This is a genomic window from Pseudomonas sp. ANT_J28 (genome assembly GCF_008370005.1).
In the GTDB taxonomy this organism is placed as follows: domain Bacteria; phylum Pseudomonadota; class Gammaproteobacteria; order Pseudomonadales; family Pseudomonadaceae; genus Aquipseudomonas; species Aquipseudomonas frigoris.
On record NZ_VOBM01000068.1, the window covers coordinates 1 to 19,180 of the forward strand.

The following is a 19,180-nucleotide window of genomic DNA, read 5'->3' on the forward strand; positions in this document are numbered from 1 at the left end:
GATCATCTTTACAACTTCCAGCTTGAAGCTGTCGTCGAATACTTTGCGTTTGTCGGTCATGGAGAACTCCTCAATAGGTGTATTTTCCACCTATCGGGGTGTCCGGGGAAATTAGACCACTGCAAGGTGATGTCTTCCAGCTCGACCTCTTCTTCCTCTTCCTCAAACTCTTCTTCCACCGCAGGTGGTGCCGAGTCAGGAGCGACACTGAGTTTCCCAACCGGTGGCGCACTCAACAGTTGCCCCGCAATGGCAGCGGCGGCGGCACCAGGGATTAATGGAGTGAGAATCTGGATACCCGTGCCGACACCAGGAGCGCCCCCAGAATTGACCTTCACCTCTGCGCCACTGATCGTCACGCCCCCCGCGTCCACCTTCACAAAGCTCCCGCCAGCCTTGGCCGTCAGCTCCATGCCACCCTCGACCACAACCTTTTCCCCGGCGTTGTAGTGAATCTCCTGACCCGCCTCAACAAACTGCGCCGTCCCAACCTTCACATGCTGAGTCACGCCGACAGTCAGGTGATCATCAGCCCGGGCTTCAGTCTTGCGGTCGAGGTGGGTAATCCGATGCTCTTCAACCTTGAATTCGCTTAAAACATTGGCCTCGACCGTGTCGTGCCGCTCGTTGCCGACGCGAATCTTCTGGTCATGCTCAATGTTTTCATCCCAATCGCGCTGGGCATGCAGGTAGATCTGTTCCGCACCTTTCTTGTCTTCAATCCGAAACTCGTTGTAACCGTTGCCGCCCGGTGAGCTCAGGGTCTTGAAGGTGCTGCGGGTCTTGTTCGCCGGCAGGTCGTACGGGACGACGTTTTCCTTGTGGTACAGGCAGCCGGTGATCAGTGGTTGGTCGGGGTCGCCTTCCATAAACGACACCAGCACTTCCATGCCGATGCGCGGGATGGCGATGCCGCCGTAAGCGCTGCCGGCCCAGCCGGTGGCGACGCGCAGCCAGCAGCTAGTCTTGTCGTCGGCCTGGCCTTCGCGGTCCCAGTGGAACTGGACTTTGACGCGGCCGTACTCGTCGCAGTGGATTTCTTCACCCGCAGGGCCGGTGACGATGGCCGTCTGGCTGCCCAGGACTTTGGGTTTCGGGTGTTCGAGGGCAGGGCGAAAGTGCGCGTCCCACGGGGTGGCGAGGAAGCGGTTGCGGTAGCCCTGGTGGAAATCGTCTTTGTTCTGGGTGACGTCGCTGGTGACGTTTGCGCCGAGCACTTGCGGCTGTTTGCCTTCGTGCACCACTTCCAGCAGCAGCCAGAGATCGTTCCACTCGGCGCGCGGGTGTTCGCTCAGGGCCATGAAGTGGCCGCTGACCAGGGTTGGCTCGTCACCTTTGCCTTCGGCAAGTTTGTAGTCGCTGCGGTGGCGTTCCAGGGCGCGGGTTGCCAGTTGCTTGCCGCGTTCGCGGTCGGTGAAGCGGCCGGGGTAGTCGTAGTCTTCCAGGTCCGGGGCGAACGGGCTTTTGGCGGAGCCCTCGGGCAGGATGCGCGGTTTCTCGAAGTCGTAATCGCGGCGGCTGACGCGGGTGGTGCGGGTTTCCAGGCGCAGGTTGAAGCGCTTGATCACCGGTTTCTCGGCGGCCATGCCGGAGTCTTGCTGATAGGCCACGGGCGCGAGTTTGCGGAACACCGTCTGGTCATCGCCGAACACCAGTTTGTGACCGCTGGACGAGTGCTGGAAGTGGAAGTGAATGCCTTCTTCTTCGCACAGGCGCTGGATGAAATGCAGGTCGGACTCGTCGTACTGCACGCAGTAATCGCGTTCCGGGTAGATCGCGCCGAGCTGGAAGCTGTAGGCGTCGGCCAGGATGCCGCGCGCTTCGAGGACCTGAGCGATGATCTTCGGCACACTTAAATGCTGGAAAATCTGCTGGTCATGGTTGTGGCGCAGGTAGGCGAGTTGCGGCACCAGGCTGATGCTGTAACGGGTCAGGCTTTTGCCGGAGTCGCCTTGCTCGATGCGATACACCAAGCCGTGGATGATGCCTTTGCCGGTGGCGCCGAAGGTCAGGCAGCCGGGCTTGTGCAGCAACTCTTCGAGTTTCAGGTCGGGGCGGGCGCTGACCAGTTCGATGTCGAAGCAGAACGGCTGGTTGAGGGTTTCGCGACCGACGAAGCTGAGTACCTGAAGGTCAACGGAAACGCCTTCCAGCGTCAGGGAAATATGGGTTGCGTTCGCGTCCAGCATGCCTTTAATTCCGTCCTTTGAATAAGCTGGGGCGGATGGTGCAGGATTAAAGCGCCTCGTTCAAGGCAACGGGCAGTCATTTACCGACTAATGTCGTCTGAAGTCGGTAACAGCCTATGCCGTCATTGCCGCTGACCCCCGATTGATGGCGGTGTAAGTGATACCGCCTTCGCGAGCAAGCCCGCTCCCACATTGGATCGCGATCGAATGTGGGAGCGGGCTTGCTCGCGAAGAGGCCCTCAAACTCAGCGAAGATCCAACTGCTGGCGATACGGCAAATCCGGCCCGATCCTGCTGCACGTCAGCGCCGCAGCTTGCACAGCAAATTTCAGCATCCCGTCGATCTGCTCGCGGCCGAGCGATTGCACGCCCTCAACCGAATCCAGCAGATGCTCGGTCAGCCAGGTAATCAACGCTGCCTGGAACGTATCGCCAGCGCCCACGGTGTCGGCGATTTTCACTGAACTCGCCGGTACCGACCAGGAGCCATGCACACGGCTGAACACCGTCGCCCCCTCGCCACCACGGGTCAGAAACACCAACTGACAGCGATGCTGCAGCCAGCCTTCAATCACCCGTTGCGGATCCTGCTCGGGATACAACAAGCTCAAATCTTCATCGCTGACTTTGATCAGGTCGGCCAGTTCAGCCAAAGTGGCAATTCGCGAACGCCACAGGTCGATATTCGGCTCAGGATTGAGCCGCACGTTGGGATCAAGGCTGATCAAGCGTTTGCCGCTTTCCCGTTGCACCAATGCCAACAGCGTGTCGGCAATCGGTTGCACCACCAGCGAAAACGAGCCGATGTGCAGGCCGCGCACTTCAGGGCCCAGTTCCGGCAGATGCTCGGTTTTCAGCTTACGATCCGCACAGCCTTCACCCCGGAAGCTGTAATGCGGCGAACCATTGGCACCGACGGCCACCATCGCCAAGGTCGTAGGCGCAGCGAAATCCACCAGGTAATCCGGCCGCACGCCTTCATCCTGTAGGACCTGCTGCAAGCGCTGACCGAGATAGTCGGTCGACAACCCGGCAAACAGCGCCGCGTCCACGCCCAAACGGCGCAAACCCACCGCGACATTGAACGGCGAGCCGCCGGCAATCGCCTTGAAATTCACTTTTGAAGCCAGGCCGCTGGCATCGTCTTCACTGAAGAAATCGAACAGCGCTTCGCCACACACCAGGTACATAGTTATTCACTCTTTAAAGGGTTGCGACATGCTGTTGATAGCGTTCGTAGGCCTGCTGACAGGCTGCCACATTGTCTGCCATCGGCAAGGTTTCGCTGGCTGGATCGAGCTTCACGCAACGCTCGCAAAGGTCCGTCAGACTGTCTTCATGCCCGTTTGCCCAGGACTTGCACCACGCGGCCTGAATCGCGGCGCCAAGGGCCGCGGCTTCGCTTTGTTCGGTGCAGATGACTGGGGTGTTCATGATGTCAGCGACGATCTGCCGCCACACCGGGCTTTTCGAGCCGCCGCCGATCAGGCAGATGCTGCGGCTTTGTAAGCCATTCTGGCGCAGCAGGTCCAGCCCATAACGCAAACCGAAGGTGGTGCCTTCGACCACCGCGCGGCACAGGTTGGCCTGAGTCAGGTTGGTCATCGTCAACCCCAGCAAGCTGCCGGTGGCATGGGGCAGGGCGGGGACGCGCTCGCCGTTGAGGAACGGCAGCATGCACACGCCTTCGGCACCGATGGGTGCTTGCGCGACGAGGGCATTGAACTGTTCGATATCCAGCTCGAACAACTCCCGAATCACACCGGTCGCGTTGGTCAGGTTCATGGTGCAGATCAGCGGCAGCCAGCCACCGCTGGAGGAGCAGAACGTTGCGACTGAAGCGTCCGGACTGACTTTCGGCTGGTCGGCATAGGCGTACACCGTCCCCGATGAACCGAGGCTCATGGTGATAGCGCCGGGCTTGATATTGCCGGTGCCGATGGCGCCCATCATGTTGTCGCCACCGCCGCTGGAGACCAGCGCCTGCGGGTTGATGCCCAAGTGTTCGGCGATGCTCGGCAGGATCGTGCCGACCGCTTGATGAGCGTCGATCAGCTCCGGCAGCGCGGCTTGCAGTCGCCCGGTGGGATCGATGTCAAGCAGCAGCTGCAAATCCCACTGGCGGGTGCGCACGTTGAAATAGCCGGTGCCCGAGGCGTCGCCGTACTCGCTGCAACTGCGGCCGGTGAGCCAATAGTTGAGGTAGTCATGGGGCAGCAGGATGCGGGCGATGCGAGCGAAAATCTGCGGGTGTTGTTCTTTGCTCCAGAGCAGTTTGGAGACGGTGTAGCCCGGCGCGATCACAACGCCGAGGCGTTCCAGCGAGCCTTTTTCGCCACCCAGATGGGCAAGCAGACGGTCGTTCTCCGGGGTGGATTCGGTGTCACACCAGAGTTTGGCCGGACGCAGCACCTGGCCCTGATCGTCGAGCAGCACCAACCCATGTTGCTGGCCGGAAACGCCGATGCCGAGGATGTCCTGGCCGTCGACCTTTGCCGCGAGCAATGCGCGGTGGGTGGCAAGCGCGAAGGCCTCCAGCCATTGCGAGGTGTCTTGCTCGCGGCGGCCGTTGGCGCCGCTGATCAGGCAGTGCGCGGCGGCACCCTGGCCCAGCACCTGACCGCTGACGGCGTCGAGGATGATGGCTTTGGTGCCTTGGGTGCCGCAGTCGATGCCGAGGAATAGTTGTTGGTTTGCCATGGGATGTCCTTGGTGTGTCAGGTCGATCTCGTTGAACCCATTCGCGAGCAAGCCCGCTCCCACACTTGATCTGAGGTGGCCACAAATGTTGTATACGCCAGCTATCTAATGTGGGAGCGGGCTTGCTCGCGAAGACGGCAGCAGGTTCACCGCCGTACTTACGCCAGTACCCGCTCCAACGTTTTTGTCACCCCAACATCCCGCAAGCTGTTACAGCACCACTCAAACGCCGCCACGAACTCCGGTGAATGCGGAATCGCGGCACCAAAAATTTCCTCAACCTCCAGCAACCGCTGGGTGATCAACGCATCATCGGTCACCAGTGCCTGGCAGAACGCCGCCCGTGGATCCGGAATGGAGTACGTATCGCCATTCTCGTCCACACCTTTCAAGTACAACGCCCAGGCCGCCACCACCAACGCTGCACGTTTGGTCTCTCGTCCATCAGCAATCAAGCGATTGATCGTCGGCACAGTGAACTTCGGAAACTTCGACGAACCGTCCGAACACACGCGCTCCAGCTGATCGGCAATCGCCTGATTGGAGAAGCGCGCCTCCAGGGTGTTTTTGTACTCGGTCAGGTCAATCCCCGGCACGGGTGAGAGTTGCGGCGTGACGTCCAGGTCCATGTAGGCACGCATGTAGTGCACGAACAGCGGGTCGTTCATGGTTTCGTGAACGAAGCGGTAACCCTTCAAAAAACCCAGATAAGTGAGCGCCAGGTGACTGCCGTTGAGCAGTTTGATCTTCATTTCTTCGTAGGGCGTGACGTCGTCGGTGAACTGCACGCCGACCTTTTCCCAGGCCGGACGACCATTGACGAACTTGTCTTCCAGTACCCATTGCACGAAGGGTTCACAGACCACCGGCCAGGCGTCGTCGATAGCGTGTTTATCGTGCAGTTGCAGCTTGTGTTCGGTGCTGGTCATCGGCGTGATGCGGTCGACCATCGCGTTGGGGAAACTCACGTTGGTGGCGATCCAGTCCCGCAGATCGGCATCGCGCAGGGCGGCAAACGCAAGCAACGCTTTGCGAGTGATAGCGCCGTTGTGCGGCAGGTTATCGCAGGACATCAAGGTGAACGCAGGCGTGCCGGCTGCACGACGTTTGGCCAGCGCGGCGCAGAGAAAACCGAACACGGTTTTCGGTGCGTTCGGGTGTGCCAGGTCGTGCTGGATTTGCGGCAGCTGGGCCATGAACTCGCCGTTGCTGTCGTCGATGCAGTAGCCGCCCTCGGTAATGGTCAGCGAAACGATACGGATCTCGGGGCTGGCGAGTTTGTCGATCAATGCTTGTGCGCCGTCTTCGGCCAAAAGCATGTCGCGAATCGCGCCGATGACCCTAACTTCGGTGTCGGCGGTATCACCCAGTTCAAACAACGTGAACAGATAGTCCTGTTCCTTTAAGTCGTCCCGGGCGCGGCGGTCTTCGGCGCGCAGGCCGACGCCGCAAATGGCCCAGTCCAGGGCTTCGCCAGTATTCATCAACGCATCGGTGTAATACGCCTGATGCGCCCGGTGGAAACCGCCGACGCCGATGTGCGCGATGCCTTGGCGGGTGTCGCTCAGGGCGTAGGCGGGCAGGACCACCTCGGGGGCGAGGCGGTCGAGGTTCTGTTTATTGAGTTTCATCACATGCTCTCTAAAATCAGGCCGCAGCGCGCAACGGGCGGGTCAGCGCCACGCCGTCGGCATCGAATAAATGGCAGTGCTCGGCGTCCAGATGCAGGCTCAGCGACTCGCCATAACGGCTGGCCAAGTCGCCGCGAACGCGCATCGTCAAAGCTTCGCCGGACGAGGTCACCACGTGGCAGAAGGTGTCGCTGCCCAGGCGTTCGCTGACGTCCGCCGTGACTTGCAAGGTGCAGTCGCCGGTCTGCGCAAGATTCAGATGCTCCGGTCGAATGCCCAGGGTCACCGCACCACCGACGCTCAGGTTGGCGCCGCTCAGTGGCAACGTGATGCGGGTGCCGGCGTCCAGTAGCACTTCACAGCTTTGACTCTCAATGCGGGTGACTTTTCCCTTGAGGAAACCCATTTTCGGTGTGCCAAGGAATCCGGCGACAAACAGGTTGGCCGGCTGGTGATACAGATCCAGCGGCGAACCCACTTGTTCAACCTTGCCGCCATTGAGTACGACAACCTTGTCGGCCATGGTCATGGCTTCTACCTGGTCGTGGGTCACGTAGATCATCGTGGCTTTGAGTTCTTTGTGCAGGCGCAGCAGTTCCAGTCGCATCTGTACGCGCAGGGCGGCGTCGAGGTTGGACAGGGGTTCGTCGAACAGGAAAATTTTCGGGTTGCGCACGATGGCCCGGCCGATGGCCACGCGCTGACGCTGACCGCCGGACAACTGTTTCGGTTTACGTTCGAGCATCGGCCCGAGTTCGAGGATGCGTGCCGCTTCGCCGACTTTTTTCTCGACTTCGGCTTTCGGTACGCCGGCCAGGTCGAGGGCAAACGACATGTTTTTGCGCACGCTCATGTGTGGGTACAGGGCGTAGGTCTGGAACACCATCGCCAGGTCGCGCTTGGCCGGGCTGACTTCGGTGATGTCGCGGCCATCGAGCTCAATGGTGCCGCCGCTGACTTCTTCCAGGCCGGCGATCAGGCGCAGCAACGTGGATTTGCCGCAGCCCGACGGGCCGACGAACACCACGAACTCGCGGTCGTTCACTTCCAGGTCGATGCCTTTGATGATGGAAAAGCCTTCGAAGCCTTTTTGCAGATTCTTGATTTTCAGGTTGGCCATGGTGGCGCTCCTTCTGTGCTTATTCTTTGAGGGCTATTTCACGGCGCCGAACGACAGGCCGCGGACCAATTGTTTCTGGCTGATCCAGCCGAAGATCAGGATCGGCGCGCAGGCCAGGGTCGACACCGCCGACAACTTGGCCCAGAACAGACCTTCGGGACTTGAGTACGAGGCGATCAACGCGGTCAACGGCGCGGCTTTCGACGAAGTCAGGTTCAAGGACCAGAACGCCTCGTTCCAGCACAGGATCAGCGACAACAGCACCGTGGAAGCCAGGCCGCCCTTGGCGATCGGCAACAGCACCCGGACCATTTCCTGCCACAGCGTGGCACCGTCGAGGCGCGCGGCTTCGAGGATGTCCTTGGGGATGTCTTTGAAGTAGGTGTAAATCATCCAAACCACGATCGGCAGGTTGATCAGCGTGTAGATCACGATCAGCGCGATGCGCGTATCGAGCAGGCCGAAACTCTTGGCCAGCAAGTAGATCGGCATCAGCACGCCCACCGGTGGCAGCATCTTGGTGGAGAGCATCCACAGCAGCGTGCCTTTGGTGCGTTTGGTTTCGTAGAACGCCATCGAGTAGGCCGCCGGCACCGCGATCAGCAGGCACAGAGCGGTAGCGCTGAAGGAAATCACCACCGAGTTCCAGGCGAAGCTGAAGTAATCGCTGCGCTCGTTGATGTGCAGGTAGTTCTCCAGCGTGGGCGTGAAGATGAACTGCGGCGGTGTGGCGAACGCATCGATTTCGGTTTTGAAACTGGTCATCACCATCCAGAAGATCGGGAAGAAGATCAGGATCGCGATGGCCCAGGCCAGGGTGCCGAGCAGCAGGCTTTGCAGACGGCGGGATTGTTGAAGGGTCATGGCGCAGGCCTCAGGCTTTGTCTGTCAGGTTTTTGCCGATCATGCGCACCAGCACGATGGCCGCGATGTTGGCGATCACCACCGCGATCAAACCGCCGGCGGACGCCATGCCGACGTCGAACTGCACCAGCGCCTGGTTGTAGATCAGATAGGCGAGGTTGGTCGAGGCGTAGCCGGGGCCGCCGTTGGTGGTGGTGAAGATTTCGGCGAACACCGAGAGCAGGAAGATGGTTTCGATCATCACCACTACGGCAATCGGCCGTGCCAGGTGCGGCAAGGTCAGGTGCCAGAAAATCGCGATCGGCCCGGCACCGTCGAGGCGCGCGGCTTCTTTCTGCTCCTGGTCGAGGGACTGCATGGCGGTCATCAGGATCAGGATCGCGAACGGCAGCCATTGCCAGGACACAATGATGATGATCGACAGCAGCGGGTAATGCGCCAGCCAGTCCACCGGCTGCGCGCCGAACAGCTTCCAGACGTAGGCGAGGATCCCCGAGACCGGGTGGAAAATCAGGTTCTTCCAGATCAGCGCACCGACGGTGGGCATGATGAAAAACGGCGAGATCAGCATCACCCGCACGATGCCGCGACCGAGAAACTCACTGGCCTCCAGCAGCGCACTGATCAACACGCCGAACACCACGCTGATCAGCAGCACGCTGCCGACCAGCAACAAAGTGTTGGTGGCGCCGGGCAGGAAACCCGAGTCGCTGAGGAAGTAGCTGAAGTTCTCCAGTCCGACGAACTCGTTCTCACCGGGGTAGAGCAGGTTGTAGCGGATCAGCGAGAAGTAAACGGTCATGCCCAGCGGCACGATCATCCACAGCAGCAACAACGCCACCGAGGGGCTGACCAGGAACCAGCCGGGGTTGCCCAACCGGCTTTTCCGCACCGGTTGGGGAATGTCCATGTGAGCTTTGGCAGTTGAAATATTCATGGTGATAGAACCGATTCATGCAGACCTATGAAGATCTAATGTGGGAGCAGGTTGCGGGTTACTTGGGGTAACCGGCGCGCTTCATTTCACGTTCGGTGGTTGACTGGGCAGCGGTCAGGGCCTGGTCGACCGTGGTCTGGCCAATCAGTGCTGCCGAGAACAGTTTGCCGACCTGGGTGCCTACGGCCTGGAATTCAGGAATGGTCACCAACTGGATGCCGATATACGGCACGGGCTTGAGGGTCGGCTTGCTCGGGTCCGCGGCTTTCAGCGATTCAAGGGTCACCTTGGCGAACGGCGCAGCCTTCATGTACTCATCGCTGTACGTCGAAGCGCGGGTACCTGGCGGTACATTGGCAATGCCGTCTTTCTCGGCAACCAAAGCGCCGTATTCCTTGGAAGTGGCCCAGGCGCTGAAGGTTTTTGCTTCGTCCTTGGCCTTGGAACTGGTCGGGATCGCCAGCGCCCAGGAATACAACCAGGCCGAGCCCTTGTCGGTGGTCTCGTGCGGTGCGTAGGTGAAGCCGACGTGGTCGCTGACCTTGCTTTGGGTCTTATCGGTGACGAAGGAGCCGGCGACGCTGGCATCGACCCAGATCGCGCATTTGCCGCTGTTGAACAGCGCGAGGTTTTCGTTGAAACCGTTACTCGACGCACCCGGCGGGCCAGATTTTTTCATGGTGTCGACGTAGAAGTTCAGCGCGTTTTTCCACTCGGGGCCGGTGAATTCCGGCTTCCACTGCTCATCGAACCAGCGCGCACCATAGGCATTGGCGACGGTGGTGATCAGCGCCATGTTCTCGCCCCAGCCGGCCTTGCCGCGCAGGCAGATGCCGTACTGTTCTTTATCTTTATTGGTGAGTTTGCTGGCGAATTCGCTGATCTGGGTCCAGGTCGGGTGCTCGGGCATGGTCAGTCCGGCCTCCTTGAACAGATCGGTGCGGTAATAGGTGATGGAGCTTTCAGCGTAGAAGGGCAAGGCATACAGCGAACCCTTGACCGACAGGCCTTCACGCACCGATGGGAACACGTCGTCGAGGGCGTAACTGGCCGGCAAATCCTTCATCGGCTCCAGCCAACCCTTGGCCCCCCAGAGTGCGGCTTCGTACATACCAATAGTCAGTACATCAAACTGTCCGCCCTGAGTGGCGATGTCGGTAGTCAGGCGTTGGCGCAGGACATTTTCTTCCAGCACCACCCAATTCAGCTTGATGTCCGGGTGCTCAGCCTCGAAGGTTTTCGAGAGTTTTTGCATGCGGATCATGTCGCTGTTGTTGACGGTGGCGATGGTCAGGGTCTGCGCGCCGAGGCTGACGCTGCTGAGGGTCATGCAGGTGAGGGCAAGCAGAGCTTTTACAGAAGGTTGCATCGTGCACTCCTTTTCTGCACCCGGTGGGTTACAGAAGGACAGTTATTGTTTTTGTGTCTTCCGACGGCAGGAAGAATGTGCACTGATTACAGCCTTCAATTGATGACGTGACAAATCATCCATCGCACTTGAATCGATACTATTTTGCACTGGGGTTTGGAGGGAGAGGTGCAGGGAACGGCTTTTTAGCGGTTAGACCCTATGGAATCCGTACAGGTTTTCAGGCGTTTAACCCAAGTTCTGCTCAGTCAACCGCTGCACCGCCAACCGCCGGTAATGCGACGGCGTCATGCCCTTGAGTTGCTGAAAGCGCCGATTGAAATTGGAAATATTGTTGAAGCCCGATTCGAAACACACATCAGTTACCGGTTTGTCACCGCAGGCCAACAGCTCACAGGATTTGCTGATGCGCAGTCGATTGACGAATTCGATGAAGCAGCGGCCGGTGGCTTGCTTGAACACTCGACTGAAATAAGTCGGCTTCATGCCCAGGTGCTCGGCGACTTCCTCCAGCGGCAGTTCACGGGTGTAATGCGCGAAGATGTAATCCACCGCCCGGTTGGTGCGATCGATATTGTGCTCGTCGGCCAACTGCGGTGTCGTGGCCCCAGACAGCAACTGAAAGTCGTCAGAGGCGGCCAGCAACTCCAGCAGAATGAAAAAGTGCCCGAGGCGCGTCACGCCTTTGGTGTCGGCGATGCGCTGCATCAAAGTCATGGCCTGGCGGATCGTGCGCTTGCAGCGAAACTCGATGCCGTACTGGGCGCGCTCCAACAGCGGCGCCAGCGTCTTGAGCTCGGCAAACACCAAGTGGCCGCTGTCGAACAACTCGTCCGTGAAATTGACCAGCATGTCGCGCTTGGGCACCACTTCGTCTTCGGCCACTTGGCTGATCCAGTTGTGGGGCAGGTTGGGGCCGGTGAGGAACAGCGATTCCGGATAGAAATTACCGATGTAGTCACCGATGAATACTTTGCCTGAGCTGGCGACGATCAGGTGCAGTTCGTATTCCTTGTGGAAATGCCAGCGCACCAACGGGCAGGGGAATCCGTGCTGGCGGTAGATGATGGACAACCCGTTATGGTCGTCCATCAATTCGTAGGAGGGGTCTGTCACGCGGGCTGTTCGGGTCATGTCAGGACGCTTTTCTTGTTATCGCTATCGGATCATGCCTCTTTTGGCGCCTGCTGTGCCAGCCTGCCACGACTTTCGCTTAGGCCCGCTCGTGCAACCTGTCTCCGTAAACGGCTTTCATGCTGGTGGCGCTCCAGCAGTAGCGGACAATATCCGCCTCGTCAAAAAAATCGGTGCTGATGATGCTGCAACGGGTGACCCAATCGCGGGTGGTGTGGAACCAGTCGTTGATTTGGTTTTTGATGTGCTGCGGGCCACCGAACAGCGAATAGCACGTGGCCGGCAATGACCAGAGAAATGTATCGTAAGGCGCCCCCACAAGGGTGGTCTGGATATGCGATTGCAGATCGCTGGTGTCGGTGAATGCCTTGCCGTTCCACTTGTGAGGTATTTGCGGCCAGAAATACTCATTGTCGAGTCCGGGCTTCGCCTGTGCGGCCATGACAATGCGGCGCTGCGAACTGGCGCGCTTGAACTGTTCCACGGTACTGAATACATCCGAAGAGCGGATCAAGCGCGAACCCAGACGATGCATCAGAAAATCATTGAATTGTTGGTAGTCGAAAGGCTTCGCTGCATCTCCTAACTGGTGGAAGTCGAGGACGATGAATTCGTCCGGGTTTCGGTCGAGGAATGTCGTCACTGCATCGACCAGTTCATCAAGAATGCGGTGGGACTGATAGCCGTTGTGATTGAAGTAGAACACCGGTACTACCGGTCGGCGGTACAGCCAAGCCGGATATCGAACGCCCGTGCACCGTTGGCCAGTTGCCAGGCAAATGAGTCGTTCTGACAGGTCGTCCAGTTGCCGACCACCACCTCATAGTTTGGCGCTTTTTTGTCCATGCCGGCGTTGTGCGTGCCGGGCCAGACAATATCGGTCAGCTTCAACCGACCGATATCCAGTACGTTGCTCGTGTGGTTGCTGTATTGCGGCTCATGACAGTTCCTTGTCGTTGATTCGTCCCATCCGTGGGGAGAAGAAGTTCAAGTGTCGGATGTGGCTGGGTGCCGCATCCGTATCACTCGCCTGAGACAAAAGGCTTTCATGACCCAGCATAGAAGTGCGTGGCAGTATTGCCAGCGTCGGAAACACTTACACAAGAATAGCTATTTGATGGCGCGAAAATTGTTAATTTCGCTTGCTCGCTTTCGTCAGGTTTACAATTCGGCAATAAGAGACAATGTTGGACTCTTCAATAAAATCGACATTGATGATGTTGCACTTTGACGCCCAGTCGCTTTTCTTCGGATCGAACCAGGAATTAAGCTCGTCATGAATATCCACGGGGCCACCGAGAGCGCTGTAACTGGTGGCGGAAAGCGACCACGGCGCCCATGTGCCCGGCGGGTTTTTTAGCACATTAATAATGTGCTTTTCCAAGTCCGCGGTGCTGGTAATACCGCTGCCAGACCATTTGTGCCCGATCTGCTCGTGAAATACGTTTTGATCAAGCGCTCTGTGCCATGGGGTGGCGACTAAAATTCTTTGTATAGAGCTGATTTGTTTGAGTTGATGAAGATTCAGAGACCGATTTTTGGTGGGAATTATGCGATGGCCGAGAAAGAGCATCATCATGCTGTTGAAGTAAGTGAAATCAAACTGATCCCTCTTCAGTTCATGAAAGTCCAGGATGATGAATTCGTTGGGGTTCTCCTGGAGAAATTTTTCCACGTCGGTTACAAGGTGCCCCAAGGTACGACCATTGCGGTAACCGTTGTGATGAATGCAGAATTTCCCGAGTCCCTGCGCGTCAGCGTCGTACATTAAACGGATATCGAGTGCTCGAGAACCGTGGCTCAGCTGGGCATAAAATGATTTGTGCTGACAGGCGAGCCAGTGGGCGCCAGGAATCAGCGGCCAGGATGCTTTCCAGTCGCTGCCCGCGTTATGGGTGCCTGGCAGCGTCAATTCGCAGAGCGACAATGTATCAATTGCCGGAGTAGCGGCCATCCAGTTGTTAAGTGTGTAATTACTCTGAACATAGTTGTCCATTTAATGCATCCTTGCATTGATATATTAGGAGTAGGTAGTTGTGCCGAACTTAACTAGTAAAGTTATAGTTCGGCAGGGTATTTATAGGGATGGTGTTAAGCTTGGTCAATGACAGTGATAATGCAAGATGTTTGTTATTGGAGCAAGTGCTGTAGCGGATTTCGATTCTTTGCTTCAATCCATTGCGCCATGTATTGCGTACTTTTGTGATGGTGATGACGCAACATGCTGCCCGTAAAATTATCACTTCTAAGTTGTGTCAGATGTTGTTGGCAGTACACCAGCTTTTCGATCAAAGCCGGACCATGTTCGGACTGTCGATAACGATCAGCCAGTAATGCCTGACCCTGGGACTGGGCGTCTGTCCAAAGTGCTTCATCCTTGTAGAGCTGAACCGCGCAATCGGCGAACGCCTGTGCTGTGCGGGTCACGGCACCGGGCCAAAGGTGTCCGCCGTGCATCGCTTCCGCGCCGATTGGCGTTGTGATCGTGGGCGTGCCACACAACATGGCGTCGACAATTTTGCCTTTGATTCCGGCACCGAAGCGTAGGGGGGCAAGACAAATCCGTGCGCCAGACATGACTTTTAACGCATCTTCCGCCCAGTTCATCACATGAAAACCCTGGCCGGGGTTGTGCAACGCAGTCGCTTTGGGCGGAGTGTAAGCACCGTAAATGTGCAATTGAGCCTTTGGCAGTTGTTCGCGGATCAGCGGCCAGATAGTGGTTTTCATCCAAAGCACCGCATCCCAGTTGGGCGCATGACGGAAGTTGCCGATGCTGAGAAAGTGCGCGCGGTCTTCAAAAGAAACCGGTGGCACGCTCGGTAGATCGACCATCAGCGGGCACCAGTGCAGCAAGTGGCGCGGCAGCTTGAATTGCTCGACCAGCAACTCGATCTCCACTTCGGAAATCATCAGATTCAAGTCGCAACGATAAATCGCTGCGATTTCCCGTTTGGCCAGATCGGTCTCGGCCATGAGCTCAAACTCTTCACGTAACGCCGGCGCGAACAGTTCATTGAAGTCATTGGCGTCGTCACTGGCCTTCAAACGCTCCTTGAGGCGTTGATGACGGGCATCTCGCAGGCTTTGCAGGTCGGAGGTCTCAAGCACGCGCAAGGCATCGGGGCAGTGCTTCTCAACGCGCCAGCCGAACTGTTCTTCCATCATGAACCGATCGAACAGAACGATATCCGGGGCCAGTTCGCTGATGAACGTGTCGAAACTGCTGTTGTTCAATTCGATCGGGACTTCGCGAATGCCCAGCACCGTCAGGTCTGCCCGGTGTTCACCGGTGCCGGCCGGGCTACTGAACGTAATGTCCCAGCCTTGCTGCAAGAAGGTCTCGAGAATTTGCATCATGTGCCCGCCGGCCGCTGAAGAGCAGGGCTCGGGCCAGACATAACCGATGATCAGGACTTTGGTGGAGGAGGGCTGACTCATGGGGCATTCCTTGATGCGGGCACTGGGCGTCGAAAAAGCGCGCAATTAAACCACAGTCAGTTGTTTCCATTCAGCCAATCTGCCGCAGGCCCGCCCTGCGGCAGATCGTGTGGCTTAAACCGGATTCAACTTCACAAGAACCTCCCAGCCGATATAGCCGTTCTGGCTTCTTTCGAGCGCCTTCGACATCGCCTCAATGTTTAGCCGGTACGAGGCTGGTTCTTTCGATAACTGGCTAAGCAGTGATGTGGTCAGTGCAAACGAATCCGCATTATTGAAAGCGTTGGCCTTGTCGATCACTTTCAGCGTACCCGGATCACGCAGGTGGCCGGATGCCAGGTTAATCAGCGGAGCAACGTCCACTCGTTGGTAGTTACCTTGGCGCCCGGATATTGGGTTGTGGGCATAGGAGTGATCCAGTGTGTTGGGGGCTCCATGAAACAACTCATGAACAATGTCATCGGCGAGTACATCATGGCTATAGCCTTCGGTACGGAACTGCTGATTGAAGTTATGGGTATAGATGCGCATGAACTTCTTTTGGGCTGCGTCCTTCGGGGTTGCGCGTGCCCAATCTGCATACCAGTCCGGGTTCAGGGCTGCATAACTTTGCGACTCAGCGGTGTCCAGGACAAAGTTGTCGGGTGTGACTTTGGCAATATCGTTTTTTACTTCGTTCAGGTAATTCAGAAGTTTGCGTCGACCTTGACTCGAGTTGTCACCTAACAGCAGTTTCACAATCTTCCCAGAGTCGGCTTCAAGTGATGCGTCCGTCAGGACTCTGATAGCATCGTCGACCTTTGCTCTAGAGGCTGGCAACGCGTCCTTGAGCAGTTTGCGGGTGTAGGATGCCGGCATCAGCTTATCCAGCTTGAGCAGATGCCAGATTTTCGTTGGTTCGAAGTTGTTGAGCTTCGCTCCCCATGGCTGACCGTGCCGGTTGAGTGCGTACCAATGGTCGTTCTGGCGTATACCCCAGACCCGGAAAAGGTCTTTCGAAGACTTCACGGGGCGCCAGGTTCCAAGACGAATGATGTCTGGATCGCCGGCTCTGCCCATTTGCTCGATTTGAGTCTGACCCGTCAACTTGCGAAGATCGGAACTGGCGTTTTCCAAGGCCGCAACACTCCCGTTAAAACCTTTGCGCAACAGCTTTGCGCCACCTTTAAACAAGTCCGGAACGCCATCCAGCGGATTTAGCAAGCTGCTCACCAGGCCCAGGCCAGTCTTGGCAATGGCGCTGGCTTTCGTTGCAAGGGTCATGCTTTTAGCGGCAATACTGGCTATCTTGCCGATGGCCCCGACCACCAACAGAAGTGTCATCCCAGCTTCCAGAGTGCAGGCAGCTACTCCTCGGAACTGTCGATCTAGATCGTCTGAACTGATGTCTTCGATGCAAGATTTGAACGGTACGACAATATTGAGAAACGTGTTCAACGCTTCTTCACGTTCTGCGCGCAATGCCTCCAGCCGGGTTTGCCCCCAGCATTCTTTTACCAACTCATCGTAGGTTGCGATTGGCCGGTGCTTGAGCACGAAATTCACGAGCGGGTCGAATTCACTTGAGTAGAAACTTTGGTAATAGCCTTTGCTTTCAATGTTCGAAGGCTGGCGTGTCGCTGATAGTTCACCGATTTTTTCAATGACGCCACGACTGGTATTGACGAGGCCAGGTGTGACTCCATGGGTGTAGCACTCGATGTCCATGGGCAGTTGATGCACAGGTGCCGGATGGGAGTGGTTTTTTCCACTGCTGCGGGCGCTTGTATGTAACAGGTTCTCCCTTTCGATCAGCTCGGCCAGTTGCGTGTTTTCACGGCAGACTCCGTGCAAGGTGAACAGCTCATAACAACTCAGTCGTCCTTCGAAGTAGGTACACATCACTACGCCGTAACGACCGGTGGCCTGCTCTTTGTCTTTCTGACTCTCCATGGGAATCCGATTCTGCACTTTCAGTATGACGTCAAGGGTTGACGATATTGGATTCATGGGGAGGCTGGTGATTGGATGAAGAGTGGCGACTGAAGGCCGTACAGAGAATATCGTCACCTGTCCGCGCAGCAGCCGCGCCCGATCAGGAAGCGGCAAGGATGAAATGGCCAGTTTCAAATGCGTACTCATGGCCTGCACATGTGACACATAGTTCCGATTGAATTGGCGGTAAAACTCTCCATACGGAGAAAGCAGGTTGGGGAGCATGTTTGGAAACGCTTTATAAATACTCTCTCCATGCCTCAGGTCCCAATCACCTGTCAGCAGGTCGTCGGACATGTGCAGGTCTACAGGGGATATGAGAAACGGTTTGGCATAGGCGTCTGCCAGTGTTCGATTGCGCGTTTGGTGAAGGACGTCATCTTCAAGATAGGTGCATCCCTTGGCGACTTGCGTGAGGATGTCCAGCGCGACGCTCTTGCGGGTCGGCAAGGGGCGAGACAACGTTTCAGCCGTTTCAGCAAAGGTTTTCGCATGGCGGGCGTAAGCGGCCACTGCCACTTCAAGCGAATCCTTGGGCGACCGGTTCACTTCATTATGGGTGACGATACCGTTGAGCAACGCCCAGTCGATCACTGGATCTACAGCAGCCAAGGCATTGAGTGCCTGTTGCGACTCGGTGACTGGGTCGGACTTCATCAAGTGTTGTATCTGCGCATGGGTCATAGAGCGCGACGATCCCGGTGAAATGATTTCCTGCACCGCGATGGTCCGGCAGTAATCAACCCATTGCGGGGTGCCTAATAGCAGAGTAGGCGGCAAGTCCTTGACCAGGAACTCCGGCGCGGTGCCGGCCAACAATAAATGCGAGGCCAGTGCCGCGTTTTGTTCAGAGATCCTGTGGTTATTGATCAGATGTCTTTCGAATTCCGTTTGAACACTGGCGAAAGACTTCTCTATGTGTTGGGCCGCATAGAGATCGAAACCGGCAACTTGATTGCGCGGCTCTTGCTCCCCGACCATCGGATGGAGGTCCAACAGTAGCGCGGTCAAAAGTATTTGCTGGAGAGACTCATCTGATAAGGGCTGATTATCTTGCGCACCATACCAATCCAGGTCCCGTACAATACCTTTTGCCCAGATTAGAGCAATGGAGCTGGAAACAAGCTTTTTCAGATAATACTCCGCATCAGATCGTTTGAAGGGAGTGGACTCTCCACCCAGAATAGTGCCTGACAGATGTTCCAGTAATGACCTCCCCTTGATGTATTCCTTGATAAGTGCTCGAAGCCGGCTGCACTGTGCTGATGACATAGTGAGCGGATTGTTTTCCCCGACCTTTATCATTTCCCAATAGTTGCCGAATGGCGGGCTGACGGGATGTTGCTGTTCCAGGAATGCAATCAGGTTCTGGGCATCGATGATCGTCCGACGGAGGAGGTAACGATGGAATCTCAACCATTGAGTCATGCTGACTTGGTCATCAAGTGTGACGACGCCACCGGTCACTTGCGCCGTTTCAACCAATACAACAAGATCATCGTTCAGATCCGGAGCCAGTTTGAATGCACTCTCGAAACTCAGGGTTTTGCCTGCGTAGTGTGCCTTGATCTGACCATTAGCGGTTACTTCAAACAGTGAGTCTTCGGGCAGATGGAGTTTCATCAAGAGTTTTTTGAAAGAGTCTTTTTTGACCATGTTTCGCAACATGACGCTTGCGGGCTGGAGAGCTTCTTCTAGGGAAACTCTGAAAAAGACATCCAGATTTGGTGAAATACGCACCTCGCACAAACTGAGCGGTTGAACCCCGATGAAACAGATGTCCTTCGCCGATGCCGAATATGCCGGAAAACGTAAGCAGAC

12 protein-coding genes and 1 pseudogene are annotated in these 19,180 nt (G+C 56.9%); all 13 read right to left on the bottom strand.

Annotated features, from left to right (window positions below; genetic code table 11):
• Nucleotides 1-56: 56 nt before the first annotated feature.
• Nucleotides 57-2,189 (bottom strand): type VI secretion system tip protein VgrG, encoded by a 2,133-nt coding sequence (locus FQ187_RS28535; protein ID WP_256667475.1) that lies wholly within the window; start codon nucleotides 2,187-2,189, stop codon nucleotides 57-59.
• 245 nt (nucleotides 2,190-2,434) lie between these two features.
• The gene (locus tag FQ187_RS28540) at nucleotides 2,435-3,379 is read right to left on the bottom strand and encodes a carbohydrate kinase (RefSeq protein WP_149632043.1); all 945 of its coding nucleotides are present in this window, start codon (nucleotides 3,377-3,379) and stop codon (nucleotides 2,435-2,437) included.
• Nucleotides 3,380-3,392: 13 nt separating this feature from the next.
• Nucleotides 3,393-4,889 (bottom strand): xylulokinase, encoded by a 1,497-nt coding sequence (xylB, locus tag FQ187_RS28545; RefSeq protein ID WP_149632044.1) that lies wholly within the window; start codon nucleotides 4,887-4,889, stop codon nucleotides 3,393-3,395.
• Nucleotides 4,890-5,047: 158 nt separating this feature from the next.
• Nucleotides 5,048-6,520, bottom strand: coding sequence for a mannitol dehydrogenase family protein (locus FQ187_RS28550; protein ID WP_149632045.1), 1,473 nt, complete (start codon nucleotides 6,518-6,520; stop codon nucleotides 5,048-5,050).
• Nucleotides 6,521-6,536: 16 nt separating this feature from the next.
• Entirely contained in the window at nucleotides 6,537-7,640 is a 1,104-nt protein-coding gene (locus tag FQ187_RS28555; protein ID WP_149632046.1) for an ABC transporter ATP-binding protein, read from the bottom strand.
• A 33-nt stretch (nucleotides 7,641-7,673) separates the two neighbouring features.
• Nucleotides 7,674-8,504 carry a carbohydrate ABC transporter permease gene (locus FQ187_RS28560; protein WP_033055010.1) on the bottom strand — a complete coding sequence of 277 codons (831 nt, stop codon included), beginning with the start codon at nucleotides 8,502-8,504 and terminating at the stop codon, nucleotides 7,674-7,676.
• Nucleotides 8,505-8,514: 10 nt separating this feature from the next.
• On the bottom strand, nucleotides 8,515-9,441 hold the full coding sequence (locus tag FQ187_RS28565; RefSeq protein ID WP_149632047.1) for a carbohydrate ABC transporter permease: 927 nt from the start codon (nucleotides 9,439-9,441) through the stop codon (nucleotides 8,515-8,517).
• Between the two features lie 58 nt (nucleotides 9,442-9,499).
• Nucleotides 9,500-10,810, bottom strand: coding sequence for a sugar ABC transporter substrate-binding protein (locus FQ187_RS28570; RefSeq protein ID WP_149632048.1), 1,311 nt, complete (start codon nucleotides 10,808-10,810; stop codon nucleotides 9,500-9,502).
• A 228-nt stretch (nucleotides 10,811-11,038) separates the two neighbouring features.
• On the bottom strand, nucleotides 11,039-11,944 hold the full coding sequence (locus FQ187_RS28575) for an AraC family transcriptional regulator (RefSeq protein ID WP_149632049.1): 906 nt from the start codon (nucleotides 11,942-11,944) through the stop codon (nucleotides 11,039-11,041).
• A gap of 79 nt (nucleotides 11,945-12,023) precedes the next feature.
• Nucleotides 12,024-12,850 (bottom strand): annotated as a pseudogene (locus FQ187_RS28580) (phospholipase).
• Between the two features lie 226 nt (nucleotides 12,851-13,076).
• Nucleotides 13,077-13,940 carry a phospholipase gene (locus FQ187_RS28585; protein ID WP_149632050.1) on the bottom strand — a complete coding sequence of 288 codons (864 nt, stop codon included), beginning with the start codon at nucleotides 13,938-13,940 and terminating at the stop codon, nucleotides 13,077-13,079.
• 134 nt (nucleotides 13,941-14,074) lie between these two features.
• Entirely contained in the window at nucleotides 14,075-15,385 is a 1,311-nt protein-coding gene (locus tag FQ187_RS28590; RefSeq protein ID WP_149632051.1) for a glycosyltransferase, read from the bottom strand.
• Nucleotides 15,386-15,499: 114 nt separating this feature from the next.
• Nucleotides 15,500-19,015, bottom strand: a complete 3,516-nt coding sequence (locus tag FQ187_RS28595) for a hypothetical protein (protein ID WP_218580718.1) — start codon at nucleotides 19,013-19,015, stop codon at nucleotides 15,500-15,502.
• Nucleotides 19,016-19,180 lie beyond the last annotated feature (165 nt).

Coding starts and splice junctions, on each gene's coding strand:
- FQ187_RS28585 (WP_149632050.1), bottom strand. CDS start 13,940: ATGGACAACTATGTTCAGAGTAATTACACACTTAACAACTGGATGGCC.
- FQ187_RS28565 (WP_149632047.1), bottom strand. CDS start 9,441: ATGAATATTTCAACTGCCAAAGCTCACATGGACATTCCCCAACCGGTG.
- FQ187_RS28560 (WP_033055010.1), bottom strand. CDS start 8,504: ATGACCCTTCAACAATCCCGCCGTCTGCAAAGCCTGCTGCTCGGCACC.
- FQ187_RS28535 (WP_256667475.1), bottom strand. CDS start 2,189: ATGCTGGACGCGAACGCAACCCATATTTCCCTGACGCTGGAAGGCGTT.
- FQ187_RS28550 (WP_149632045.1), bottom strand. CDS start 6,520: ATGAAACTCAATAAACAGAACCTCGACCGCCTCGCCCCCGAGGTGGTC.
- xylB (WP_149632044.1), bottom strand. CDS start 4,889: ATGGCAAACCAACAACTATTCCTCGGCATCGACTGCGGCACCCAAGGC.
- FQ187_RS28540 (WP_149632043.1), bottom strand. CDS start 3,379: ATGTACCTGGTGTGTGGCGAAGCGCTGTTCGATTTCTTCAGTGAAGAC.
- FQ187_RS28590 (WP_149632051.1), bottom strand. CDS start 15,385: ATGAGTCAGCCCTCCTCCACCAAAGTCCTGATCATCGGTTATGTCTGG.
- FQ187_RS28595 (WP_218580718.1), bottom strand. CDS start 19,015: ATGGTCAAAAAAGACTCTTTCAAAAAACTCTTGATGAAACTCCATCTG.
- FQ187_RS28570 (WP_149632048.1), bottom strand. CDS start 10,810: ATGCAACCTTCTGTAAAAGCTCTGCTTGCCCTCACCTGCATGACCCTC.
- FQ187_RS28555 (WP_149632046.1), bottom strand. CDS start 7,640: ATGGCCAACCTGAAAATCAAGAATCTGCAAAAAGGCTTCGAAGGCTTT.
- FQ187_RS28575 (WP_149632049.1), bottom strand. CDS start 11,944: ATGACCCGAACAGCCCGCGTGACAGACCCCTCCTACGAATTGATGGAC.